22 protein-coding genes are annotated in these 24,924 nt (G+C 62.0%); 10 read left to right on the top strand and 12 right to left on the bottom strand.

Annotated elements, in window-relative coordinates; genetic code table 11:
• The first annotated feature begins 221 nt into the window (after positions 1-221).
• The 3 genes from ACX3M4_RS29490 to ACX3M4_RS29480 all read left to right on the top strand — a co-directional run bounded on the left by ACX3M4_RS29490 (position 222) and on the right by ACX3M4_RS29480 (position 3,655).
• Positions 222-587 carry a hypothetical protein gene (locus tag ACX3M4_RS29490; protein WP_459356494.1) on the top strand — a complete coding sequence of 122 codons (366 nt, stop codon included), beginning with the start codon at positions 222-224 and terminating at the stop codon, positions 585-587.
• A 1,091-nt stretch (positions 588-1,678) separates the two neighbouring features.
• A complete protein-coding gene (locus ACX3M4_RS29485) occupies positions 1,679-2,602 on the top strand; it encodes a PfkB family carbohydrate kinase (protein ID WP_459356493.1) in 924 nt (307 codons plus the stop codon).
• Positions 2,603-2,710: 108 nt separating this feature from the next.
• Complete coding sequence (locus ACX3M4_RS29480; protein ID WP_459356492.1) at positions 2,711-3,655, top strand: pseudouridine-5'-phosphate glycosidase; 945 nt, start codon at positions 2,711-2,713, stop codon at positions 3,653-3,655.
• Here the strand turns inward: ACX3M4_RS29480 and ACX3M4_RS29475 are convergent.
• Positions 3,652-6,126, bottom strand: coding sequence for a DUF3772 domain-containing protein (locus ACX3M4_RS29475; protein ID WP_459356491.1), 2,475 nt, complete (start codon positions 6,124-6,126; stop codon positions 3,652-3,654). The two genes, ACX3M4_RS29480 and ACX3M4_RS29475, sit on opposite strands and share 4 nt — an antisense overlap.
• Positions 6,127-6,461: 335 nt before the next feature.
• Here ACX3M4_RS29475 and ACX3M4_RS29470 point away from each other — a divergent pair, with 335 nt between their 5' ends.
• From ACX3M4_RS29470 to ACX3M4_RS29455, 4 genes are all read left to right on the top strand, one after another.
• Complete coding sequence (locus ACX3M4_RS29470) at positions 6,462-7,667, top strand: cell surface protein (RefSeq protein ID WP_459356490.1); 1,206 nt, start codon at positions 6,462-6,464, stop codon at positions 7,665-7,667.
• 68 nt (positions 7,668-7,735) lie between these two features.
• Entirely contained in the window at positions 7,736-8,662 is a 927-nt protein-coding gene (locus ACX3M4_RS29465) for a DUF6384 family protein (protein WP_459356489.1), read from the top strand.
• A gap of 52 nt (positions 8,663-8,714) precedes the next feature.
• On the top strand, positions 8,715-10,190 hold the full coding sequence (locus ACX3M4_RS29460; RefSeq protein WP_459356488.1) for a hypothetical protein: 1,476 nt from the start codon (positions 8,715-8,717) through the stop codon (positions 10,188-10,190).
• A gap of 158 nt (positions 10,191-10,348) precedes the next feature.
• Positions 10,349-10,843 (top strand): hypothetical protein, encoded by a 495-nt coding sequence (locus ACX3M4_RS29455; RefSeq protein ID WP_459356487.1) that lies wholly within the window; start codon positions 10,349-10,351, stop codon positions 10,841-10,843.
• A 134-nt stretch (positions 10,844-10,977) separates the two neighbouring features.
• Here the strand turns inward: ACX3M4_RS29455 and ACX3M4_RS29450 are convergent, their stop codons facing one another.
• Positions 10,978-11,406 (bottom strand): VOC family protein, encoded by a 429-nt coding sequence (locus ACX3M4_RS29450; protein WP_459356486.1) that lies wholly within the window; start codon positions 11,404-11,406, stop codon positions 10,978-10,980.
• A 157-nt stretch (positions 11,407-11,563) separates the two neighbouring features.
• Between ACX3M4_RS29450 and ACX3M4_RS29445 the strand changes: the two genes are divergently transcribed.
• Together ACX3M4_RS29445 and ACX3M4_RS29440 are read left to right on the top strand one after the other, a co-directional pair.
• Complete coding sequence (locus ACX3M4_RS29445; protein ID WP_459356485.1) at positions 11,564-12,148, top strand: TetR/AcrR family transcriptional regulator; 585 nt, start codon at positions 11,564-11,566, stop codon at positions 12,146-12,148.
• A gap of 97 nt (positions 12,149-12,245) precedes the next feature.
• Positions 12,246-12,641 carry a VOC family protein gene (locus ACX3M4_RS29440; protein ID WP_459356484.1) on the top strand — a complete coding sequence of 132 codons (396 nt, stop codon included), beginning with the start codon at positions 12,246-12,248 and terminating at the stop codon, positions 12,639-12,641.
• Here the strand turns inward: ACX3M4_RS29440 and ACX3M4_RS29435 are convergent.
• The 8 genes from ACX3M4_RS29435 to qhpG all read right to left on the bottom strand — a co-directional run bounded on the left by ACX3M4_RS29435 (position 12,593) and on the right by qhpG (position 21,731).
• Positions 12,593-13,252: an AraC family transcriptional regulator gene (locus tag ACX3M4_RS29435; protein ID WP_459356483.1), complete on the bottom strand. Its 660-nt coding sequence runs from the start codon at positions 13,250-13,252 to the stop codon at positions 12,593-12,595. The two genes, ACX3M4_RS29440 and ACX3M4_RS29435, sit on opposite strands and share 49 nt — an antisense overlap.
• A 44-nt stretch (positions 13,253-13,296) precedes the next feature.
• Positions 13,297-13,959 carry a S8/S53 family peptidase gene (locus tag ACX3M4_RS29430; protein WP_459356482.1) on the bottom strand — a complete coding sequence of 221 codons (663 nt, stop codon included), beginning with the start codon at positions 13,957-13,959 and terminating at the stop codon, positions 13,297-13,299.
• Positions 13,956-15,710 carry an ABC transporter ATP-binding protein gene (locus tag ACX3M4_RS29425; protein ID WP_459356481.1) on the bottom strand — a complete coding sequence of 585 codons (1,755 nt, stop codon included), beginning with the start codon at positions 15,708-15,710 and terminating at the stop codon, positions 13,956-13,958. The genes ACX3M4_RS29430 and ACX3M4_RS29425 overlap by 4 nt, the downstream gene beginning before the upstream one ends.
• A 167-nt stretch (positions 15,711-15,877) precedes the next feature.
• Positions 15,878-16,981 carry a quinohemoprotein amine dehydrogenase subunit beta gene (gene peaD, locus ACX3M4_RS29420; protein ID WP_459356480.1) on the bottom strand — a complete coding sequence of 368 codons (1,104 nt, stop codon included), beginning with the start codon at positions 16,979-16,981 and terminating at the stop codon, positions 15,878-15,880.
• Between the two features lie 33 nt (positions 16,982-17,014).
• Positions 17,015-17,347, bottom strand: a complete 333-nt coding sequence (gene qhpC, locus ACX3M4_RS29415) for a quinohemoprotein amine dehydrogenase subunit gamma (protein ID WP_459356479.1) — start codon at positions 17,345-17,347, stop codon at positions 17,015-17,017.
• Entirely contained in the window at positions 17,344-18,780 is a 1,437-nt protein-coding gene (gene peaB, locus ACX3M4_RS29410) for a quinohemoprotein amine dehydrogenase maturation protein (protein WP_459356478.1), read from the bottom strand. The genes qhpC and peaB overlap by 4 nt, the downstream gene beginning before the upstream one ends.
• A 15-nt stretch (positions 18,781-18,795) precedes the next feature.
• Positions 18,796-20,361 (bottom strand): quinohemoprotein amine dehydrogenase subunit alpha, encoded by a 1,566-nt coding sequence (gene peaA, locus ACX3M4_RS29405; RefSeq protein WP_459356477.1) that lies wholly within the window; start codon positions 20,359-20,361, stop codon positions 18,796-18,798.
• Positions 20,362-20,396: 35 nt separating this feature from the next.
• The gene (qhpG, locus tag ACX3M4_RS29400) at positions 20,397-21,731 is read right to left on the bottom strand and encodes a flavin-dependent monooxygenase QhpG (protein WP_459356476.1); all 1,335 of its coding nucleotides are present in this window, start codon (positions 21,729-21,731) and stop codon (positions 20,397-20,399) included.
• Between the two features lie 241 nt (positions 21,732-21,972).
• On the opposite strand from qhpG, the gene qhpR reads away from it, so the two are divergent.
• Positions 21,973-22,995, top strand: a complete 1,023-nt coding sequence (gene qhpR / locus ACX3M4_RS29395; RefSeq protein WP_459356475.1) for an AraC-like transcriptional regulator QhpR — start codon at positions 21,973-21,975, stop codon at positions 22,993-22,995.
• A gap of 92 nt (positions 22,996-23,087) precedes the next feature.
• Here qhpR and ACX3M4_RS29390 read toward each other — a convergent pair whose 3' ends face one another.
• The gene (locus ACX3M4_RS29390; RefSeq protein WP_459356474.1) at positions 23,088-23,861 is read right to left on the bottom strand and encodes an SDR family oxidoreductase; all 774 of its coding nucleotides are present in this window, start codon (positions 23,859-23,861) and stop codon (positions 23,088-23,090) included.
• On the bottom strand, positions 23,858-24,844 hold the full coding sequence (denD, locus tag ACX3M4_RS29385; RefSeq protein ID WP_459356473.1) for a D-erythronate dehydrogenase: 987 nt from the start codon (positions 24,842-24,844) through the stop codon (positions 23,858-23,860). The genes ACX3M4_RS29390 and denD overlap by 4 nt, the downstream gene beginning before the upstream one ends.
• Positions 24,845-24,924: the final 80 nt, after the last annotated feature.

Genomic DNA, 24,924 nt, shown 5'->3' with positions numbered 1-24,924 from the left:
CCCAACCAAGGGAACAAGCAATGCACAATCAGTGGACCGGAGGACTTCAAAATTTTTCTCCTGTTCAGTAATTTGCATAAGCAGAAGCAAAAGCAAGGAATTGATCAAAATCAATTACCCTCACTTTTTATAAATATTTGAATTCCTTCATTTTTTGAAGTAGGGTTTGAATAATTTTAAATTGGCACATTTGGAAAAACGCAAACTTCAAGAGCGAACCAATGAAGACGATTATAGTCTGTTGCATAGTTGCATTGATTAACGGCTCTAGTTTGCCCGCCTTTAGCCAGAGTTGCGAGAATCTCGCGTATCAATATCTTCAACGACCAGATGATACTACAACTAGAAAATTATTTGGTTGCCTAGAAAAAGAGTTGGGTATTCAAAATTCAAAGGTACCACCATCTGCAGATTCCGAGGGACCAAACAGCACTACGCAACGCGGAACCTTGGCGCCAGAACAAGGCGCTGAGGATAGACCTTTAGGTTCTGAAAACAATCGCCCTAGAGATCTTTTGGAAGAAGAAATACGACGTGACATCTATAGGGACCCTAAAGGCGAGTTTCGAGGAGGTGGCTGGGGATGATACTTGAAATTTTACCAGAATCCGCAGGGGTAAATTTACTAGTCATTTTCCTAACTGTTAGTATATTTGTTTCTTTATCTGTCACTATTGTGACTCAATTAATTGGAAGCAGAACAAAATTTAGGTCCAAAACTCCCGTTGGAATGCAGTCTTCTAGGTTCTTGCTCAGCTTGATCTTCACGTTATCGCTACTGGGTACCGCAGTAGGCATCTTAAGTGGATGGAGCAGAGTCGGTGTAGTCGGCAGTGTTATCCCATCCGTGTTAACTTTAGTTGGCGCTTTAACTGTATATTTGTTTGATCGACGCCGCAGCGAAACAGTTATTGTATCCATAAGCACAATTACATTCACAATATGTCTTTTTATTGGATTTTTGACAGGAAACCAATTTCGAAACCCATCAGAAACGCATTTAGCATATCGTGATTTTTGCTTATCCGCGTTGTCCAATCCAGGAATACTCAACAACACTGAAGGGTATTGTCGGTTTTTAACTGGAGCCGGTGATCAATGTTGGTCGACTCTATTTGAGAATACGGCTGCATATAAATTCCCAGAGAAACCTTTACTTGAGAAGCTTCAAATTTGGGACGACGTTAGCAGACAGCGTGTCTCTCACGAGCGGCGGGAACGCGGCTTGCGTCTACTTGAGCAACTTCGACCTAGTGGAGCGAATTTGACATTTGAGTCCCGCTCGCGGCTAGGCTGATTCTCAAATGTCAAATTCAAAAGCTCCACTAGAATCATATATTTATCTAGTGGTTCTTATGATTCTGACATTTGCTCCAGCGCTAGCAGCAGGGGGATGCAAATGTCAGAATCGAACCACTAGTAGTTAAAGATCAACAAACTGAATTTTTTCGTATCCCTTCCTTCGATCAGTTCCCACCCAATCCCGGTTTTGCCAGCTACCATGATCTGTTCCTACACGTTACAAGTGGATTAGGGTACTGCGGTTTAATGCCCCCCAGCTTGCCGCCACCGCCCTAATCTGATAGCCCGCCTCTTCGCCAACTACCCGTGCCGACGCCGACCGGACCCATGCTAACCCGGACGAGCCCACCGCGCCCTTGAAGAGAAGCCCGCACCCGTGACTTCCGCCTCCCTCCCCCCGGTTATTGCCATCGGTGCCATTCATTACGACACGATCGCGCATGCGCGGGAGACGATCCGGCCGGAGACGTCGACGCCGGCGCGCTTCACTGCAAAGCCCGGGGGGGTCGCTACCAATCTGGCGCGCTCGCTGGTGCGGCTTGGCGTGCCGGTGCGGCTGGTCGGCACGGTCGGGGACGATGGGGCGGCGGCGATCCTGAGGCGGCAGCTTTTGGGGGAAGGGCTGGCGCTGTCCGTCGTCGAGCGGGCCGGCTTTGCCACCGGACAGTATCTGGCACTTCATAATCCGGAAGGCGATCTGGCGGCGGCCTGTGTGGATGACCGGGTTCTCTCCGAAGCGCCCAGCGATCTCTTCGACGCCGTTCTGGAGGCAATTGCCGGGGACGTGCCGGAGGGGGCCATCTGGTTCCTCGATGCCAATCTGCCGGAGGAAATGCTGGTGCGCGTTGCGAGCCGGATCGGCACCGGCCGGGTGATGGCGAATGCTGTTTCGGATGCCAAGGCGCCGCGGCTGCAGCCCGTTCTCTCCCGGCTCGACTGCCTGATGCTGAACCGGGGCGAAGCCGCGAGCCTCACCGGTTTGCCGCAGGAGAGCGACCCGGAAGATCTGGCGGAAGCGCTCGGTCGCACAGGACTCAAGAGCTTCGTCCTTACCAGCGGCAGCAAGGATGTCCTGTTGTGCCATGACGGCGAGCTTCACCGCCTGCCCACGAGGGTGAGCGAGATTGTCGATGTGACGGGGGCCGGAGATGCGCTGTGCGCCGGAACTGTCGCGGCGCTGGTGCGTGGGGCTGCCCTGCCCGATGCGGTTCCTTTTGGACTCGCTGCAGCGGCCTTGACGCTGCGCACCACCGGCGCACTCGCCAGGGATCTTTCCTGGGACGCGCTGGCTCAGATTTGACCAATCGGACAAATTCCATTCTTGGCGCCTGAAAGACTTGCGCCTATAAGACCTCAATGTTCCACCGGCCTGCAGCCGGACCTGAAAAAAGAAGAAAGGCAACCGCCCGTGACACCGACCGCCAGCACCGCCGCACAGACAGTCTCTCTGAAGGCTCTGATCGTCTATAGCGACGAGGTGCGCGAGGCGCTTGCTAGCGGCAAACCGATTGTTGCGCTGGAATCGACCATCATCACCCACGGCATGCCCTTCCCGAAGAATGTCGAGACCGCGCGCCAGGTGGAAGCGGATATCCGCGCCGAGGGCGCCGTTCCGGCGACCATCGCGCTGATGGACGGCAAGATAATGGTGGGTTTGTCCGATGCCGATCTCGACCGCCTCGCGCAAGCCAAGGACGTGATGAAGTGCTCGCGCGCCGACCTCACCTTTGCGCTCGCCACCGGCCGCTATGGCGCCACCACCGTTGCCGCGACCATGATGGCGGCGCATGCGGCCGGGCTGAAGGTCTTTGCCACCGGCGGCATTGGCGGCGTCCACAAGGGTGCGGAGCAGTCCTTCGACATTTCCGCCGACCTGGACGAGCTTGGCCGCACCCCGGTCTGCGTCGTTTCCGCCGGTGCCAAGGCGCTGCTCGACATTCCGAAAACGCTGGAAGTGCTGGAAACCAAGGGCGTGCCGGTGATTGCCTATGGCACGGAAGAACTTCCCGCCTTCTGGTCCCGCGCCAGCGGCCTCAAGGCCCCATACAGCCTCAACACTGCGGCGGAGATCGGCACACTTTTGAAGATGCGCGAGAACTTCGCCGATCATGGCGGCGTCCTGATCGCCAATCCGGTGCCGGAGGAAAGTGAAATCCCGCGCGACGAGATGACCGGCTATATCGATGCGGCGATCGCGGAAGCCGAGGCAAAGGGCGTGCGCGGCAAGGACGTCACCCCCTTCGTGCTGGGTGCCATCCTGAAGCTGACGGACGGGCGCAGCCTCGACACCAACATCGCGCTGGTGCGCAACAACGCACGGCTTGCGGCGCGGATCGCGGCCAAACTGGTTTAAGCCTCCTCGCCATCCGGTTTGACCACCGCTTCGGCCGGTGCCTTTTTCTGCCCCCGGCCGGACGGCTTCTGCTCCAGCGCTTCCACCAGCCTGTCAATATCGCGCAAGTGCAGGTCGCGCTGCGGGAACGGGATCTCGATCCCCGCCTTGCCGAGTTCGGCGTAGATCGTGAAATAGAGATCCGACTTGGTCGTCAGCACGTTGCCGACATCCTTGAGGAAACACCTCAGCTCGAAATTCAGAGAACTGTCGCCAAGACCGATGAACAGCACCACCGGCGCCGGGTAGCGCGTGATGGTGGTGTGCGCCTTCGCCGCGTCGATCATGATCGACTTCACCTTCTCCAGATCGCAGCCATAGGCAACGCCAACGGGCAGGATCAGCCGGCCGGATTTGCTCGACAGCGTCATGTTCTTCACCGTGCCGGAGATCAGGTCCGAATTCGGGATGATGACGTCGTGCCGGTCGAAGGTCTCGATGCGGGTGGAGCGCACGGAGATCTTGCGCACATAGCCGGACTGGCCGGAAACCTCGATCCAGTCGCCCTCCTTGATCGGCCGCTCCACCAGCAGGATGATGCCGGAAACGAAGTTGGAGACGATGGTCTGCAGGCCGAAGCCGATGCCGACGGAAAGCGCACCGGCAACGACGGCAAGATTGGAAAGGTTCAGCCCGGCGGTGGAAACGGCAATCAGCGAGGCCAGCGTCAGCCCGACATATCCGAGCCCCGTCACCAGAGCGTTCTGGGCCCCCGGATCCATGCGGGTCTGCGGCAGGACCGTTGTCTTTAGAAGGTTCTGCAGCCAGCGCGTGACGATGACGCCGACGCCGAAGATGCCGGCCAGAACAAGCACCGTATCGACCGACAGATGTATGTCACCGAACTGTATGCCTTCGGTGAAGAGCCGCCAGGCCTCCACGATGTCAATCGCCCGCGCCCCCCAGGTCAGCGCGATCAGCGGAGCGAAGACCAGGGTCAGGGCGCAGATCAGCCCCATCGACAGCCAGAAGGGTGCCTCGTCCTCTTCCTTGCGTCCCATTGCCGTCTTCACGATAACGAGCACCAGGTGATAGATCATGAAGCCGAGGCCGAGCTGGGCGGCCGTCATGATCACCGGAATGATCGCCACCCGCGCCAGCTGCACATAGCCGACAAGCGTCACGCTGACGGCAAGGATCGCCGAAGTCCGCATCAACAGGGACAGGAACAGGAGAAAGCCGGATTCCCGCGGCTTGACGGAGGCGTCTTCCGGCTCCTCCGCGCTCTGCTCGCTCTGACCGGCCAGGCTGACAGCGCCTCCGGGCGACCGGATGATGCCGGCGAGCGGCCACAGCAGGGCCGCGGCCAGTGCAATCGGCGGAACCGACAGGACCGAGATCGCCGCCGACCCGAACGCATTGTCGAGCTCGAAAGCCTCAATGGCGATTTCCAGCATCAGGAAGACACCCAGCCCCTGACAGAGCCGCAAGCCCAGCCGGGCTTCCCGGTCGCCGAGATCCAGAAGCCGCCAGCGGCTCTGGCCGGGGGCAAACAGGGTGTGGCCGATCCAGTTGGCGATGATCATGAAAAGCGCCATCGCAGGAATGGCGAGGACAGCCGACTGGACGGCATTGGGACGGATGTCGAGGACCGGGAAGACGGCGACGAGTGCCAGGGCGCCGATCGTCGGCAGCACGATGAAACTTGCGTTGTAAAGGACCGCCAGAAACAGCGCCTTCATGCCGGAGGCAGGTCTGTCGCAGAAGCGTTTCAGGGCCCGCGACACCGGATGCTGCAACACCAGCAGGAAGAGGACGCCGAAAAGCGTGAGCCCGATCGTCAGCGGCACGGTCTCGTTCAGTTTCTTCGACACGCTCGGCCGGGTCAGTTCGCTGTCGATATCGCGCTGCAGCCGCTGGACGAACTGGCCGATTTCCTGAAATCCAAGGCGCCAGGTGGACGGTGCAAGCGGCGACGGATAGCGCTCGAACACCTTGTCCAGCTGCTTCTGACGCAGCTGCCGGTCGACCTCGCGGATATAGAACGCCGCTTCGCCGGCAATCTCTCCTGCCCGGCGCACCGGCGCATTCGCCTGCGCCAGCGCGTTGGTGAGTTCCGTGCGCCGCGCGGCAATCTCATCTGCTTCCTTCTGCCCGTCCGGCGGTGGGGCCCCCAGGCTCTTCAACTGGGCATCCAGGGCCTCGGCCCGGATATTGCCGCGGTCGGCAATGGCGGCATTGCGGTCCCTCATCTCGACAAGCTGCGAGCGTAACTGATCCAGCGTCTTCGCCGACACGCTGCGTTCCTCAAGCGCGGTGGCCGCGCGGCTGAAGAGATTGCCTGCCTGCGCTTCCCCCTCGGGTTCCGTGCCCGCGTCGCCCTGGACCTGTGTCTGAACCTGCGTCTGGGCCTGGACTGACCCGGACGGCAGACCGGCGATAAGGCTTGCTGCGAGTACGAGGCAAAGAAGAAGGGTTTTGAGAAACTTCATGAAATCGCCAATCGGACCGTTCCGCTCTGCCCCCCAGACTGGCTGGCTTTGGGCTTCAGTCAACGTAAAAGGTGTTGCTTTGAACGCGGACCCTGCCGGTATCGCCAGAATGAAGCGCAATTTTGGCGATACCCTCCCCGTCGAAACACGTCTGTCGCAAAAGCCGCCTATGGATTGCGAAATCGGTTGGCGCGCGTGCAGGACATTCCGGCGAAAAGCATGCCAAGCCGTTGACAGGGCGGCGTAAGCCTGCCCTAACATGCGAGAATTACGACGTTAACAGGACGTTGCGGCACTCGATCAAAACAAGCCGCCGTCTCTTCAGGAGGTCAGACATGACAGACGCGGCAACACCTGAAACCCCGGCAAATGCAGCGGCCCCGGCCGGCGGCTTCACGCCCCTGCAGTATCTCGACCGCGCCCTGTCGACCCTGCGCGACATCGGTATTTCCCCGGAAAGCGAGCAGGATGCGCCGATCAACGCGCTCTTGCAGCAGATTTCCGATCTCTCCCCGGACAAGGTTCTGGTGATTTCGCGCACCCTTTCTCAAGCCTCCAATTTCAACGAGGTCGTGCGCACCCAGGTGCAGCAGATGAATATCGGCGAGCGTTACGAACAGATCACCTCGGCCTTCGATTCCATCCGCGACGATGCCAAGGCCCTGGTCGACCAGCTGGCCGACGGCAAAATCTCCTTCACCGAGAACCTGTCCAACAAGTGGCGCGACTTCCGCCGCGGCACGATCTCCGACCGTTTCGACGACATCCGCGGCACCTACAAGGAAGTCGCCCGGGACACCAAGGACCAGATCGAGCGCGAACAGACGATCCTGGAAGCCTATCGCGACTTCCGCGGCGCGCTGAAGCAGGCGGAAGTCACCGCGCTGGAACTCCTCAACCTGGCGACCGAAAAGCTGTCCGCCGCCAAGGCTGCGCTTGAAGCTGCGTCCAGCGAAGTGCAGAACTACACCGGTGACGACCCGGCCCAGAAGGCCCGCCTCGAACTGGCGCGCGACGAGCGGCTGCGGGAAATGCAGGACGAGGAAAAGCGCTACCAGATCGCCAAGGACCTCTCCGACAACCTGACCATCGGTTACAACACTTCGGAAGTGATCATGGCGCGGCTGGTACAGACCACCAATGCCAAGGAACGGGTCTATGCCCAGTCGGTCAGCTTCTTCTCCACCAACGAATCCGTCCTGACCGCGCTCAACGCCTCTTTCACCGGCCTGCAGGGCCTGCATGAATCGACCGAGACGCTGAACGCCATGAAGGAAGGCATCAACAAGAGCCTGGAAACGCTGGCCGATATCGGCGACGCGGTGCAGAAGAAGGCGCTCGAAGCCGGCTACGGCCCGACCGTTGCCGCCGCTTCGGTCAAGAAGCTGGTCGACTCCGTCGTCAACTTCCAGGTCCAGTCGCGCGAAATCATCAACGAGATGCGCGACATGTCGACCAAGAATTCGGAAGAGATCCGCAATGCGGTGGAAGACGGCAAGCGCCGGCTCGCCAAGCTGACTGCCCAGGGCAACGCCCTTTGACCGTGTAGGACGTTCCGGCCGGCCGGGCCCCGTCCGGCCGCCTCCCCTTTTCAAGAAGACCTGATTTCATGGCAAGCAATTCCGACGCCCCACTCGACGACATGATGATGGTGATGGACGTGGTCGACACGTTGCGCCACGAGGAAGGCCAGATTGCACGCGAACTGGATTCAGACGCGCGCGATGCCGCCATGATCGAGCGGCTGCGTCAGGTCTATGCCTCGCAAGGCATCGAGGTTCCCGACCACATCCTGAAGGCGGGCGTGGAAGACCTGAAGCGGGACCGCTTCGTCTATTCGCCGCCGGCCGCCGGGTTCCAGCGAACCCTGGCTCTCATCTATATTTCCCGCGGGAGCTGGTCGAAGTGGCTGGCCGCCGCCGCCGCGGTGCTCATCGTCTGTGCGGGTGCCTGGTATTTCCTTGTCAAACTGCCGGCGCAACAGGCCGCGGCAGAGCTGCAGGACCGTTTGGCTGCCTTGCCGGCAACACTGACCGAGCTGGTCGGGCGGGTTGACGACCTGACGGAGAACGCCGAGGTGGAAGCAAGCGCCAGGACCCTTGCCGATGACGGCAAACTGGCGCTCGCCGACGGGCGAACCGAAGCCGCCTTCAAGGCGGAAGCGGACCTGCGCGACCTGGCGGCGCGGCTGCAGGAGGTCTTCGAAGTCCGGATCGTCTCCCGCGAAGGCGTCCCGACAGGCGTCTCCCGCATTCCGGAGACAAACCCGGATACGGAGAATTACTATATCGTGGTCGAGGCCATCGATCCGGACGGCAACGTCCTGAAGCGCAAGATCCTCTCCGAAGAAAGCAGCGAAGCGGAGCTGGTCGACAAATGGGGACAGCGGGTGACGGAGACCATCTACAACGCGGTGCGCCGGGACAAGATGGAGGACGGCATCGTGCAAAAGGGTGTCCTCGGCCAGAAGCGTCGCGGCGACCTCGATATCAAATGGCGCAGCGGCGTCCAGGACGGAGCGATCACGACATGGTAGCCGCTAGACCCGGTCCGGCCGTTTGCGAAACACGTTCAGCGGAGGCGCGCACATGCTGACCGGACGCCAGACCCTGGGCACGATCGAGCAGTCCATGGCGGATCTGCGCCGCGAGGAAGCGGAGCTGAGCAAGCGGATCGAGCGGTCGACGCGGGCGCTGACCGACCTGCAGGAAAGACAGAGCGAAGCCTATCGCGATCTCGCCCGCTTCCGCCTTGATACGGACAGCGCCGGGACGTTGAACACCAGGCTCGACAGCGCGGCGCGCGAGGCGCGCCGGCTTCTGGACAAACGCAGCGCCGACTACAAGGTCCTGGCCGATCAGCTGCGTCAATGTGAAAGCGAACGCAGCCAGTTGCAGAAGAAGCGCTCGGATCTGGATGCAACGCGCGATGCGGCGGAAAACCAGATGGACGACCTGATGGAGGCCGTCGACACCCGTCTGGAAGCGGACCCTGCATACCAGGTCCAGCGTGACAGGGCGGAGGCGGCGCTTGCCACCGCGGAAGCGGCGGCGTCCAAGGCGGCGACGTCCGAGGAGAGCCGCCAGGAAAAGGGCAAGGCCTATGAAGCCGATCCGCTTTTCATCTATCTGTGGCAACGCGGCTTTGGCACACCCGACTATCGCCATCGCGGTCTCGTCCGTTCTCTCGATCGCTGGGTTGCCGGTCTGATCGGCTTCCAGAATGCCCGCGCCAATTTCGCCATGCTGACCAGCATTCCGGAGAAGATGGGGCGGCATGCCGAACACTGCGCGGAAATCGCGCGGGAAGAACAGGCCAAGCTTGCCGACTTCAGCCGCAATGCCATGACGGACGCCGCGGGCACTGACCTCGTCGGCTCGATAGAGGAAATGAGTGGCAGCATCGACGGCATCGATGGCGAACTGGACAAGCTCGACCGGCGCATCGAAACCCTGTCGGGAGCGCTGGCGGAATTTGCCAGCGGCGAAGACAACGACTTCCAGAAGGCCGAGGAACACCTGTCGGTGTCGCTGCAATCCGACGATCTGAACGATCTCTGGAAAGCCGCCCTCGATACGCCGTCGCCGGAAGACGAAAAGATCGTCCAGCGGATCGAGGACTTGAGGGAACGGATCGACCAGGTCAGCCGCGAGATCCGGCAGGACCGGGAACTGCAGCGGGATATCGGGCGGCGGCGCGGAGAACTTGCCGACGTGATCAAGCGGTTCCGCGCCAAGGATTACGGCAGCTGGGAATCGACCTTCACTGATGACAAGCTGACGACCGTGCTTCTCGGCGAATTGATCAAGGGCGCGATCACGGGCGCGGAATACTGGCAACGGGCGGAGCGTTCCCACAAGCGCCGCAAGCCGCGTGGCCGCCAGGTGGCCTTTCCGAATGGTTCCGGCCTGCCGAAATCCATGGGTGGATTCGGGGGTGGATTTGGGGGCGGTTTCGGCGGCAATACCGGCGGCGGCAAGGACAAGGGTTTTGGCGGCGGCGGCTTCAAGTCGGGCGGCAGTTTTGGCGGCAGCGGCGGCTTCAAGACCGGAGACACGTTCTAAGGGACAGCTGCCCCGCTGCGGCCACAAGGCTTCGTTAGGAGTGTTGTGCGAGTTTTTTGTCAGGAACCAATGGCGGTCCTGCGGTGTTTTGTTGTAGTTGACGTAGCCGTCGGTTAGACCGGCCCTTTATTTGACGATCCAGACTTCCGGGACTGCTTATGCGACGTATTCTTGCTACCGGCCTTTGCGCCCTCGCCCTTGCTGCCTGCCAGTCGGGCTCCCCCCAGCAGTCCTCGCTGCCAGAGCAGCCGAAACTGGATGTGCCGGTTGGCGCACAGTCGGTCAATATCGCAGCAGACCCGGTAACGGTCCGCAGCGCCCTTGTTTCCAGCGCGCAGGAGCGGGGAACCGTCGTCTTGCAGGATCAGCCAAATATGGTGGTTCTGGAGCGTCCGATGACTGGCGAAAACCCGGCGCTGGATTCCCAGTTCGGCCCTTCCGACAATGGCCAGCGCGTGATCCGCATCCGCGTGCGGTTCTCCGGCTCACAATGCCAGACCCTGGCGGTCCAGGACCTGGCAGTGATCAACAACGTGCGCACCGCCCTGGAACAGAGCTTCGTGCTGCCGGGCAATCCCAACACCATGCAGAGCCTGCAGGGCCTGAAATCCCGCGCCGAAAAAAGCAGCACCTGCCCGCCGCTCGCTTCCTGAGGAGCACTGGCAACTGTTCTTGAACGATTTCGAGGCGTGACCGGAAACCGGTCACGCCTCTTTCATGCCACCCGTCAGGGCAGATCACAGCTGTGGGAGACTTCCCCTGTCCTGAAAGGCCGCGGCATGTGTGCTCAGACGGGCACAGCTTCCGGCGCGAACTGTTTCAGGAATTCCGGGCTTGGCGGGATCGGCTTGATCACGTCGATCAGTACACCGTTTGGATCCTTGGTAATGAAATGCCGCTGGCCGAAAGGTTCGTCCTTGATCGCCAGCAGGATCGGCAGACCGTTTGCCACCGACGCCTCATAGACCGCGTCCACATCCTCCACCTCGAAGTTGAGCAGCAGTCCCGCCGCCCCCCTTCCGCGAGCGGCCGCTGGAATGGTTTCGTGGCTCTGGTCCAGGATCGCCAGGTTGACTTTCTCGTCGTCCTCGGACTGCAGATGGACGTACCAGTCCGCTTCGAACATCGCCTTGAAACGGAAGTTTTCCCGGAAGAAGCGAACGGTCTCGGCGACCTTGTCGGTCATCAGGACCGGATAATACTGCGTGCATTTCATCGTTTCTCTCCTGTTTCGCCCCATTCAGGGGCTCTCACCCATCAGATTTTCCGGTTGTGTCACCGGGCTTCCCATGCGACTTAAAAAGACATACAGTCTGTATGTATTATTCAACTAACATACAGGCTGCATGTATGCAAGAGAAGATTGTCACACCATGACCGAGCGCAGGACCCAGGCCGAACGGCGTGCGGAAACGCGCAAAGCCCTGCTGGAGGCCGCAAGGGCGCTGATCGTTGAAAAGGGCTATGCGGAAACGGGCACGCCGGAAATCGTCAAGGAGGCGGACGTCACCCGGGGCGCGCTCTATCATCACTTTGCCGACAAAGCCGACCTGATGCGCGCTCTGGTGCTGCAGGAATCGGCTGCGATCGCGGATGAGATCAATATGCACACGGACACGAGCCAGACCCCGCTGGATGCCTTCATGGCAGGCGCAACGGCCTATTTTTCCGCCATGTCCGTACCCGGCCGGGCAAAGATCATGCTGCTGGAGGGACCGGCCGTGCTGGGCTTGGGCGAAATGGCGGAGATCGACCGGCAGACAGGCGGCGCGACACTTCTGGAAGGCCTGCGCCACGCGGCACGCCACGGAGCCTTGAAAGACATTCCGCTGGAACCGCTCGCCGACCTGCTTTCGTCCGCCTTCGACCGGGCAGCGCTTGCCATCGCCAATGGCGGTAACCGGAAGGCCTATGAAACCGCGACACGCAAGCTTCTGGCCGGGATCCTGTCGGAGTGAAAGCCGCCTTTCCACACAGCACCCTGTCGCGATCCTTCAAGACGGCCTGGCACGGACGGTCTAAGACAACTCCGGAAAACAAGACAGGGAGACCCGCGTGATCCTCAGATACACGATCCTCTATGTAGAGGACGTTGCCACGGCACTCGATTTCTACGAAAGGGCTTTTGGCCTGGAGAGGCTGTTTCTGCACGAATCCGGCGACTATGGCGAACTTTCGACCGGTGAAACCAAACTCGCTTTTTCCTCCAAGACGCTGATGCGGCAACTGGGCAAGGCGCCGGGCGTACCCGATCCCAAATCGCCAGTGTTTGAACTCGCCTTTGAAACACTGGACGTTGCCACGTCCCTCGACCTGGCTGTCGGCGCGGGTGCAGAAAAGGTGCAGGACGTTCGCGAAGAGCCCTGGGGCCAGATCACGGCCTATGTCAGCGATCCATTCGGTTATCTCGTCGAGATCTGCTCGCCGGTCCAGTTGCCAAGCGCGGGTTGAGACAGGAGTTCCAGGGCACCCGGGTCCCGGCGCAGTTGCGCCGGAGACCTGCCGAACCATCGCCGTAGATCCCGCGTCATGTGCGCCTGATCCGAGAAACCGCAATCGGCGGCAATTTCCGCCAGTGGCAGAGAGGACGGCAGCAGGCAGGCTGCCCGGCGGGCCCGCCCGAGAAGACGCCAGTATTCGGGAGGCGGCAGAGCCTCCTCCCGGAACCGCCGCTGCAAGGTCCTCAAGGAGACGCCGGCCTGTTTCGAAACGGCCTCGGCATTCGCTTGCGGCCAGGTCAGTGCAACGATGACGTCATCCAGATCGTTTTCATCGGCAAGTGCATTGCCCAGAATATCTTCGGCGGCCTCGGTTCGAACCGCAATCGCTACGAGCGTTCTCTCATCGACGATTGCACCGGGACGCAGGCGGTAGCCTCTCATCTCGGTTCCGGGAGCCAGGTCCACCTGCCGCGTTTGAAAATCCAGTTCCGTCAGAAAAACCTTGTCCGGCTCCCCCGGTCTCGTCGCAACGATCACGTCCCGGCAACCGTCCGGAAAGATCAGTGCCTGACCTCGGGCCTCAACCCGGTAATGCCATTTCTGGAATATGCCGCTGTCCATTTGCAAGCACTAACAGCCCTTTCGCGGAGAGAGAAGTGCCTGCCTCAAACACGTTCGGCCGGGCTGGAGGTCTGCTGCCTGTCCCGCCGTTCGCGGCCATGAAACCGGATGAACGGTTCCAGTCCCGCCATGGGTGCCGCCCCTTCCGGTTTCATCGATTTTGCCAGCATCCCGGCAAAATGCGCTGCTGCCGCGCTGGCGCCCCTGATGCCCTGAGCGCCGGCAGCATCAGGGCAAGCGCCGTAGGTTGCCTGCCGCAGATCCAGCCGGGAGAGCTCCCCGCGCGCGCAACGCGCATCGCCCTGGACGGACAGCACACCGTCAAACGCTGCCGGATAGGCCTGCCCGCCCCGCGCAGGCGCCGAGGCAACAACGAGGCAACCGGCGCGCTGCAGTCTTGCCACGGCAACGGCAAGGTCAATGGAAGACCGCGCCATGCCAAAGGCACACAGCACGATTTCGGGAGGATCGTTGGCCAGCCAGTCCAGCGCGGCGCAGACGCTTTCAACACGGGTCGACAGCTGCCCGGGGAAAATCACCGCATTCAGGAAGTCGACGTCTCCCGCGTGGTAAGCGACGGTCTGCGCCATGGCTTCCGCGTGGTTTTGTGCCAGGGAAACCCCATCAGCCTCGCAGAAACGTGCCTGCGCCCGAAGCCCCGGCCAGGTTTGCGGCAATGCGCCGTCGATGAGACCGACCCGGATCATGACGTACCACCGTGGACCTCAACGAATTTTCCCAGAGCTACTTCACCGTCGAAGTGCCCGTAGCGTGCGGCATCCCCGTGCGTAACGACAAGGCGCGTTCGGTCACCGAACCGTTTGTCGATACGAGCCATGATCCGGGACACCCGGTCTCCGTCCACTTCCGACAGGCTTTCATCGAGAATGAGGACCTGGAAAGGCTGCAGCAGCGCCCGGGCCAGACAAAGGCGCTGGCGTTCGCCGCCGGACAGGTCCAGCCCGCCTTCGCCAAGGCGTGTCTCCAGTCCGTCTCTGACAAAACGTTCTTCAAGTTCGACAATTTCCAGGACAGAACACATGTCCTCATTACCGGCTTCAGGCGCCCCCAGGTGCAGGTTCTCCGCCACCGTTCCGGAAAAGACATGTCCCTTCTGCGGTACAAGCGCGATGGCACGGCGCAGGTCCTGCAAGGCCAGACGGCGCAGGTCGATGCCACCGAAAGAGATGGCTCCTGCCGCCGGATCGTCCTGGCGTTGAAGCAGCGAAAGCAAAGACGACTTGCCAGTGCCGGACGGACCGGTGAGCCGCACCTTCTGTCCCTTCGCCACCTTGAAGGAGACTCCGCTGAAAAGATCCACCTTGCCGTTGTGGCCATAGCCGACACCAGACAGAACCAGATCGCCGCCACCGGGTGTCAGCAGCAACGGTTTGCGCGGCTCAAGGACATCAGGGACAGTGCTCATGATCCCGTCGAGCCGGTCAAGCGCCGCCTTCATTCGGGCTTGGCCGTGCCAGAGGGCGATCAGCGACTGCATCGGCCCGATCAGGAAGGCGAGATAGGCAATAAAGGCGATCAGCGAGCCCAGTGGCATGGTTCCGTCGATCACGGCGAGACCGCCAACCAGGAACACCGCCCCCCGCAGGACCGCCGTCAAAATCATCGGCACCGCACGTGTCGTCTCGGTCCAGACCTGGGCGGACACCAGCGCCGAGATCAATCCCCGCTGTTTTTCGTCGATCCTGTCTTCGGTGGTGCGCGTCGCATTAAGGGCCTGCAGCGCGCCGAGGCCGGTGATTGTCTCGGCGAGACCGGACGCAAGATGTCCGCGTGCCTGACGCACGTCACGGGCCCGGGCATGGGTCACGGGACGGGCCCAGGCAAAGAAACAGAGTTCGACAGGAGCGAGTGCCAAGGCCAACAGCGCCAGCTTCGGTGCCAGCACGAACAGCATCACCAGGCCGCCGATGAGCCTCAGAAGGCTGCCGCCGCCATTGACCAGAACCGCAAAGGTGAATTGCTGCACCTCACCGGCATCGCCGTCGAGGCGGCTCATCAGCTCGCCGAGCTTCTGCTTCGCCTGCCAGCGGGGTGACTGGAGGAGTATCTGCGCCACCGCCGCCCGGCGGAGATCCGCCAAAAGCCTGGCGGAAAACCTTAAATGCAGCAGCGAGTTGAGCGCGCCCAGCGCCAGCGCCGCGAGCCCGACGCCAAAGAGCACGGCAACGAAGAAGACCAATGCCTGCTTGTCGCCGGTCATCAGGCCGCGGTCGATCACCAGCTTGGTGAGATAGGGCGGCACCAGGGCCGTGCCCGCGGTGATGAGCGATAGACCAAAGAGTGCTGCCAACGGCCTCCGGTAGGGCGTCACCAGCGGCACCAGCCACCCCGCCTCGCGCGCGCCGAAGACACGGTTGAACAGGCCGCGCAACAGCGAAGGCCGGGTTGTCTCTCCCCCCACCTTCGCTGACCCTGTCAATGGTACCGTCTGCTTCATCGTCCCGTTTTCTTGCCAGGCTCACCACTCCCCCGGCTGTCATCCCCGCGAAAGCGGGAACCCAGGAACCTCATGACGCCGTCACTCAAATTGAGAGCTCACGGTGTCCTGGGTCCCGGGTCTCCCTGCGGTCGCCCGGGATGACGGTGGGGGTTATGGCGGGCACCCTAACTTCCCGTGCTGATCACATGCATCGTACCGGCGGCCATATCGCCGCCCGACGGCAGCAGGATCTCGCCAATACGCTCCAGGCTGTCCGCGTCATAGATGCCGATGTCCTCATTGGTGCCGCCGACATAGATCTCCTTCCCGTCGGAGGAGATGTTGACGCAGTAATAGGTGTGCGGCAGATCCACCCGCTTGATCAGCTCCTTGGTGGTCACGTCATGCTTGGAGAGCTGGGTATAGACACCATAGAGTTTCGATTTGTCGTTCGGATCGCGGACGGCAGAGAACATGATCACTTCGAAGCTGGTGAAATCCTCGATCTCGCTCTCGCCGGTCGTCAGATCGACAGCCTGGTAGCCCCAGACGAAGTCGGCGATTTCGCTCATGGTCTCGTCGGTGAATTTTGCCGCAGAATAGAGCAGCAGGAACTCGTCTGCCTGGGAGCCGATCGGCCAGAAGGCAAGCACGTCCGGCGGCGAAAAGGCTGGGCGATCCCAGGATGCGTTCTTGATTTTCACCGAGATGTCGCCTGTCTTGGGATCGATGGCATAGATCTCATGACCGGCAGCGTAAAGCACGCCGTTGCGGTCGGTCGCCATCACCGTCATGCGGCGCGGGCTCGGGAAGGTCCGGGCCGGTTCCGCATCGAGCCCCGCCCCCGTTTCATAGACGGCGATCTCCGGTTCCAACACCTCGTAGCGATCCGCCAGGAGCCGGACCGGATTGCGGACGGTGTAGAGCTCGGACCCGTCCTTGGAGACAGCGAGCGAGGCGATGGATTTCCGCCTGACGTCTCCCTCGGACTGATACGCCGAGAACACAGTCTTGCAAGTGGATAATTCCACACCGAAGACGTCCTCCCAGCGATTGCCGAGGATGTAGGCAATCGTGTTGTCCGGCGACATGACAATGACGCCGGGCATGAGGTTGAAGTCGAGCTTGCAGTCGGTCTCGACGGTTCGGGACGTGGCATCGATGACGTAGAGCCGGTCCGGTTTGGCGACAGTGACGATCTTGTCCTTGGCGAGGGCCGGCAATGCCGAAAGGCTTGCGGCCATTGTAAGCGTCAGGGCTGCGCTTGCCGCAGCAATCAGGTTTCGCATCGGGTTTCTCCGAATTTCAACGGGTTCAGCCGGTCAGGTTTCGCTGTCGGACGGGAAGACGGTGCCGAGCGAGCGCCAGTCCTTGCCGGCATTGTCGGCGTCCGCGTTCCAGTCCTTGTAGGAATTGATCGTGTCCGGCACCTGCGCCGGCCACCAGCACGGGTCGGAACATCCATAAAGATCTGCCTCCATCGGCTGGCAGAGCGCCGCTACGCCGCCGAACGGATCGACCTCCCAGCCGGGATCGAGCGTCGATGTGCAGCCGGCAACGATCGTCTGCATCGCCCGGACTTCGTCCATCTTTCCGGTCTCGACCGCGCCGACGACGCGATCCGCTTTCTGGTTCAAAGGCTTGAGGTGTTTCATTTGCCGTATGCCCTCCGAGGCATGATGTGATCGGAAAAGAAGGCCGGAGCCCCGGCGATCAGCTCGCCATAGACGCCGATGCCGAAATCCACCCAGTCGCGCATGAGGTCGCAATAGTGGTAAGTCGGCTTCATCGGGTCGGAGAAATGGGCGTAGCTCTCGTGGTAACAGCCGCCTGCACAGATGTTGCGGATGCGGCAGGTCGAGCAGCCCTTGTCGGTGCGGTCGGCCCGGTCCTCGATGAAACGGGCGAGTTTAGCCTTCTCGATCCCGCCATCGACCGTGCCGTAGGTCTCCATGTCCGAGCCGGTGAAGCGATGGCAGAGATTGAGCCCGCCCTCATGATCGACAGCCAGCATGCCGAGCCCCGCTCCGCAGGGCAGCGCCTTCGAACGGCCCTCATAGAGGTCCGTCATCAGCTGGTGCATGTTGGAGAAGCCGATATTGCGGCCGGCAAGCGCCTCGTCCCGGTAGTGCCGGCCAAGCCGCTTCATCTCTTCGAAGACGGTCTGCAGCTCGTCGCCGGTCAGGTTGAACGGGGCGATGGGGCCGGAGGTCACCGGCGAGAAGCCGACTTCATGGAAGCCGATCTCGTTCTTGAGGTGATCCCAGATGTCGAAGACTGCCGTCACGCCATGGGTCAGCGTCACCCGCCCGCCGACCGGCCGGGAGGTGTAGCGTTCCAGCAGCATCTTCGTCTTGGAGGCAACGACGTCATATGTGCCCTTGCCGCCGACCGTCTTGCGGTTCTTGTCGTGCAGAGCCTTCGGGCCGTCCATCGATACGGTCAGGCCGAACCGATGGGCGTTCAGCCAGTCGACGATTTCCTCGTTCAGAAGCGTCGCATTGGTGGTCAGCGTGAAGTCGACTCGCTTGCCGAGGCTGCCGAAGCGCTCTTCCGAGTAGGCGACGACTTCCTTGATGAGGCCCAGGTTGCTCAAGGGCTCACCGCCGAAGAAGACGACGTTGTAGCTCTCCCGGTCCGGGCTTTCGGCCAGGAGCAGCTCGATGGAACGTTTTGCCGTGTCGAAGGCCATGCGACGGCCTTTCGACGGCGTATCCAGATCCTCCTTGTAGCAATAGGTGCAGGAGAGATTGCAGCCCGTGTTGACGTTTAGAACGATTGTCGTCAGCGGGAAGTTCTGGATATGGATCGGCGGCCGCTCCGCCCTTGGCGGGCGGCCGTCGGTGATGATGTCGAGATCGAGCAGCGAACGGATCCGCTCGGTGACGACTTCCGGATCGACCCGGCCGCCGAAGCGCTCTCTCACGTCCTCTTCCGATACCCTTGTCCGGTCGCGGAAGAGATCGATGACGTCATTGTCGAGCCGGTCGATTTCGAAGAGCGACGTTGTCGGCACATGGAAAAGCAGATGCCTTCCCTCGACCTCGACCCGGTGCGCGTTCTGCGGCTGAAAGAAAAGGTAACCCATGTTTCGTCTCCTCCTTCAGTGGATCGGCGGGTTGTTCCAGCGCTGCACCGTAACGATGAGCTGACCTTCACCGGTCGCCTCGCCGCTCGTTGCCAGCACCTTCAGATTGCCCGCATTGTTGGTGGAGAAAGGACGCTCCGGATTGGGGCCGGCGACAGCTGGCATGAAGATGCCGAGCGTCTGGTCCATCTGACCGGCATGTTCCGTGTCCTTCAGGTGCTCGGCTTCTTCGTTGAAGGGTTCGACCGACCAGGTGGCGGGCACCGCACCGATGCGGATATCATCCTCCGTTCCGGGCTGCCCGTCCGGGCCGTTCCAGTAGCCAATCGCGCTGAACCCGGCGGGAAGCTTCCCAGCGGACCCGCCACCGCCGCCGACACGGGCAACGGCAAAGGCCGGCTCCACCTTCAGGCTGTCGATGTGGCTGTAGACTGCCAGGGCGTCTGCGGCGGAAACATCGCCCGCAGAGACGGCGATCAGGCCGTCCGAACCGGCTGCAGGCGACACCTCGATGGCAGCCCCATAAGCGTTGGCAGCCCCGCCTGAAGCGTCAACCGCGCCGGAAAGGGCAATATCGCCGAGACCCGTGCCGACCACCTGCACCTTGGCGGTGCTGCCCGCCGGCAGGGTCGAGGGAACGACGCCGATAATGGAAGATCCACCACCAGCCTTCACCGCCTTGAACGCACCGCCGAGACTGTCCTCGGCATGGAGGAACTGGCGTCCGTCAAGGCTGGTGCCATCTTCGGAAATGGCCAGGATCTGCCGGTATTTTGTGCCGCCGATGTCGAGATTGGCGCGCCATTCGTATCCCGTGTAGACATTCAGCTTGCCTGAAACGGCGAGTTCCTCGCCGCCAGCCGTTACAAGCGTGCCGGCAACGGAATAGGGCTGACTGTCGCCGGAAACCTCAAGGGTTCCATAGGCCTCACCCTTCTCCGGCAGGCTGGTGGCGAACACCCAGCTTCCCGTCGCGCCCGGCTTTTGCGTCGCGAGCCAGTTGGTCCAGGCCTCGCTTTCCAATGGATATCGCTCTGCCAGCAGCGGCACCACTTCCTCGCGCGCCAGCTTCAGCCATTCCCGGTCGCGGCCGAGAGCCTGGTATTCCAGTGTTGGCCATTGCCCGACATGGAAATCGATATGCAGCGCCCATTCTTCCTGCGTGCGCCGCTGCAGCTTGAAACGGGCCGCGGAGTGACAGCGGGAGCACATTTCTCCCAGAGGCGCTTCGACTTCCTCCGTCACCGCCGGTTCACGTTCAAGGATGTAGCGCAGACCTTCCGTTTCGCTTGGGGCCAGTCCCTGCGTGTCGGACAGGTAATGCACCAATTGGCTTTGCACGTCCGGCTCGATTTCCATTCCGTGGAAGAGCCGCATGCGAACGATGGTCATCAGCCAGCCTTCCGGCGTCTTGCGTTGACCGCTGATGCGGCTGAGTGCGCCGTTTTCATCCGCTATGTGGCAACCGCCGCAGTTCTCATCCAGGAGCGTCGCCCCATCCTGCGACAGCGCCGGTAACGGCAATAGAAGCAGCAACCCGGCAAGGCCGGCGGCATGCCCCTTTCGCAATCCTCTGATCATGCTGTTTCCCTCTGTTGGATCGGTGTTTTGGGTGATCAATGTGCTTGGCTCGAAGCTCCGCTCGAGAGCGCGCTGCCGAGACCGCGGCTTTCCAGCCAGCGAAGGGCGATGAAAAGCGCCGGGGACGGTCTCGCCGGGAGCGCCCGGCGCTCTCCGTCCCTGGCAATGAAGGCGGCGAGCTCCCCGACAGGGATGCCGGCGACGAAGGCAACGCCGTCCGGATCGCGGGGCGTCACCAGCACCTCGCGCTCCTGAAGGCGATTGCCGTCGACAACGACGCGCTGCTCGAAGCGAGCTTCGCCGGCTGTTGAATGCGACGGTTCGCCGTCCGGCCAGGCGGCCCGGGTCGACCAGAACGGCTGTCCGGCGAGGCCTTCTTCCAGCCGGTAGAAGTCCCTTCCCGTCCGCGCCTGCCGCCAGAAAGTGTCGATGACGCGCGACCTGTAGAACCTTGCTGCCAGCTCCGGTCCCTTTCGGGCATCCTCCAGGATCGTGAGCACGATAGGAACGGCCGACAACGCCGAGGACAGGGCCCAGAAGAGGCCGTGACCGGAGAGCGGATCGATGGCAACAGCCGCATCGCCGATGGGGATCACCGGAAGCGTCAGCTCCGGCGCGCTCAACACCAGCCCGGCATTCCGGGCGATGAGCCGGCCCTCAAAGGAAAGCGCGCCGAAACGGGTGCTCAATTGTGTCTGGTCGAGAAACCGCGCCAAGCGGGACTGCAGGGCCGCTTGCCCCGCACCGGAAAGATCGTCCACGTCGATGGATATCTGCAGGAACCGGCCGAAGTCAGTCTGCTCCGCCGTCCAGAGCCAGCCTTGCGGCGTTGCCTCCACATGGGTTCCGTCGGTGCCGGTCAAGCTCGATACCCTGCCTGAAATCGCCAGGGTGCGCGGGCCCTTGAGGCGCTGGGCGGATGGGACCTGGCGGCCGCGTGCATCGACCAGCAGCCGGGCCACGATCGTCTCGCCGGTGGAAAGGTTTAGGAGGCACCCCGCCGCCGGGTCCTTTTTTGCAAGACGGCCGACGCGCGCCGGGTAAAGCCGTACCCCGGCCGCGACAGCGGCCTGTCTCAGCGCGGCATCGAAGGCGGGTCTTTGGACAAGGTGTTCGCCGTTTTCCGTGCCGGTGAGACCGGCCCAGGTCACGCTGCGCGGGAGACGTTTCGCGCTCGCGGCCGCCAGCGCGTCATCAAGCCCCCGGGTCCCGAGCAGTCGTATCACCCGTTCGCCAAGTCCCTCCAGGCGTGGACGCCCGGTGCCCGGATCGATCAGGCATACGCTGAGCCCGGCATGCGCCAGCTCACGCGCTGCGAACGCGCCAGCGGGTCCGCCGCCGGCAACTGCCACATCGTAAAAGGCTGCCAATACTGTTCCCTCGTCCGGCCGCCCATGTTTTTTGAAGGTGCTGAACCGGATCTCTCTGTGTCCACCATTAGAGAGAGGGGCAAAACTTGCTTCTCGACAATTTCGGCCAATCTGCGCCCGGCCCTTGAATTCCCGGTCCTGTCAATTGCACCGGCGCAAAAACTCTGTTGTAGTTGAGATGTCAGCTTCCCGTCTGCTGCGTCAGGCGCGAGCTGCCGGACTTTCAGGAGGGCGAGAGTTCATGCCGACAAGCGCGACGATCATATCCGGCGCGTTGAACGGACTGCAGTCGATGCTGGTCGACAAGGGCCTGGAGCCGCTGGCTCTCGGACGGCAGAACGGTGTGCCTGGCGATGCCTGGGAAGACACGAGCTTCGAGATCCCGCTGCAGGCCTTCGTCAAGATCTACGAACAGGGCGCCGCGATGCTCGGCCAGCCCGGCATCGGCTGGCAATCGGGACCGATGCTGGAGCTCGGCGACCTCGGCGAATTGGGCAACGCGCTGCTGACGGCCTCGACCGTCGGCTCTGCGCTCAGAACATTCGAGCGCTTCCTCAAATATATCCAGAGCGAAACAGACTTGCAGTTGAGCGTGGAGGACGGCGTTGCCACCCTCACCTATCGCATTCTCAACCCGGATATCTGGCCGCGCCGCCAGGATGCGGAGTTCACGCTCTCGGTCCTGACCGAGCTGATCCGCCGCGGTGCCGGCCCCAACTGGCAGCCGGACCTTATCTGCCTCGAACACACGGCGACAAGGCCGCTTTCCAGCTGGCGGGACACACCCGGCAGCCTCTGCCTCTTCGACTGCGAGACGAATGCGCTGAGCTTTCCGGAAAGCGTGCTCTCCCTGCCGATGCCGCCTGAAGACAAAGGCCGGCACCGCCACGCGCTGGTCAGTCTCAGCCGTGCGCTTGCCGACAAGGCCCGCGCCAAATCACTGACCGCCCGCACCCGCACCGCCATCTTTGAAGGGCTCGGCACCGGCACTGCCGATCAGGAGGCCGTCGCCCGCCGCCTCGGCCTCTCCCGCCGCAGCCTGCACCGCCATCTGAACGACGAAGGCATCCGCTTTTCCACCCTGCTGGAAGACTGCCGCTACCGCATCGCCCGCCACGCCCTCATCGACACGCCCCACTCCCTTGCCCAGATCGCTTGCGAACTGGACTATTCCGACCAGACCGCCTTCGAGCGCGCCTTCAAACGCCGCACCGGCCTGACGCCGAAGCAATACCGGCAGACGTTTTCGACGAGCCGGGTTTAGGTCCCATCCCTCGCTCCATCGTCATTCCGGATCTGCATTCGGCTGCTGCTTCACGTGTCCGGGATGACTGGAGCGCGCCGGGTAATACTGCGCTACCCCCGCCCGACAAACGGCATCTTCGTCGCCATCACCGTCAGACTCAGCACGTTGGCGTCGAGCGGCAGGCCGGCCATGTAGACGACGGCGTCGGCTATATGGGCCGGGTCGATGGTCGGCTCAGCGGCGATCTCGCCATTGGCCTGGGGAACGCCCGCCCCCATCTTCTTTGTCATGTCGCTCGCCGCGTTGCCGATATCGATCTGGCCGCAGGCAATGTCGAACGGGCGGCCGTCCAGCGCGGAGGACTTGGTGAGGCCAGTGATGGCGTGTTTGGTCGCCGTATAAGGCGCTGAGAATGGCCGCGGCGTCGTTGCCGAGATCGAGCCGTTGTTGACGATCCGCCCGCCACGAGGGTCCTGTGCCTTCATCAGCCTGAAGGCTTGCTGGGTGCACAGGAACGCTCCCGTCAGGTTGGCGGCAACAACGTTGCTCCATTCCTCGAAGCTGATCTCCTCCAGCGGCACGGGTGCATTGGAAATGCCGGCATTGTTCACCAGAAGGTCCAACCGGCCGAATGTCCCATCAATCTCGTCGAAGAGCGCCCGGACAGACAGCGGATCGCCGACATCGGCGGCAATCCACGACACGTCGTTGCCGCTCGCGGCGGAAATCTCGCTTGCGGCATCTTCCAGCACCTGCTTGCGCCTGCCGGTCAGCACCACACGCCAGCCGGCGTTGCTCAAGCCCTTGGCAATCGCCTTACCGACGCCGCTGCCGCCGCCCGTCACCAGTGCGATCCTGCCCTTCACCTCAAATCCTGCGCTCATGGCAGCCTGCCTTCCAGTTCGTCCTCGATATGCGTGCGGATGATTTCGTCGAAATTGGCCTCGGCCCGGAAGCCCAGCTCCAGCGCCCGCCTGGCATCGAAACTCTGCGGCCAGCCGGAGACGATCTGCTCGATCAGGGGATCGCGCTCCCGGCGGATCAACTGCACCGCTTTGTCGCCGGCTACCCGCCGGAGCGCCGCGATCTGGTCCGCCACCGTTGCCGAGAGACCCGGCATGGTCAGGCTGCGGCGTGGCCCGATCCTGAGCGTTTCCAGGCGTGCCGCATGCAGGAAGAAACCGACGGCAGCGCGCGGTCCGGCGAACCAGTGGCGCACGCTTTCCTCCACCGGCAGAACGGCTTCCTTGCCTGACAACGGCTCGCGCAGGATGTTGGAGAAAAAGCCGGAGGCCGCCTTGTTGGGCGTGCCCGGGCGGATACAGATTGTCGGCAGCCGCAGGCCGACCCCATCCAGGATGCCCTTGCGGGTGTAATCGGCCAGAAGCAGCTCGGTGATCGCTTTCTGCGTGCCGTAGCTCGTTAGCGGTGCGGTGAGGAACTCGTCATCGATGCGCTCCGGAAACGGCGCGCCGAAGACGGCGAGCGACGAGGCAAAGACCAGCCGCGGGCAATAGGGCTCGCGCATCGCCTCGTGCCGGATCGCCTCCAGCAACAGGCGGCTTCCATCCAGGTTCACCGCATAGCCTTTCTCGAACTCCGCCTCCGCCTCACCGGAAACGATGGCGGCCAGGTGAAAGATGATATCCGGCCGCTCGGCAATCAGGTTTTCAGCGGTTCCCGTTGCCGCAAGATCGATGGTGACGGTCGATGAAAGTCCCGCCAAGGCCTTGGGAGCAAGCGGCGCCACCGCATCGGCCAGCGTCAGACGGCTGATCCCGGCCCCAAGTGCCTCAGGCTCTTTCGCCAGCCGCTCCACAAGCTTGCGGCCGACCATCCCGGAAGCACCGATGACGAGGATATGCATGGAAAGGCTCCGCGGTGCCCGGGTTGGAGAAAGTGAGTTCCCGGGGAGAATTGCGGAGATTGGCCGGAAGGGCAAGGGCG

The organism is Roseibium sp. M-1 (genome assembly GCF_054515675.1).
This window is presented reverse-complemented; position numbering and strand designations above follow the sequence as displayed.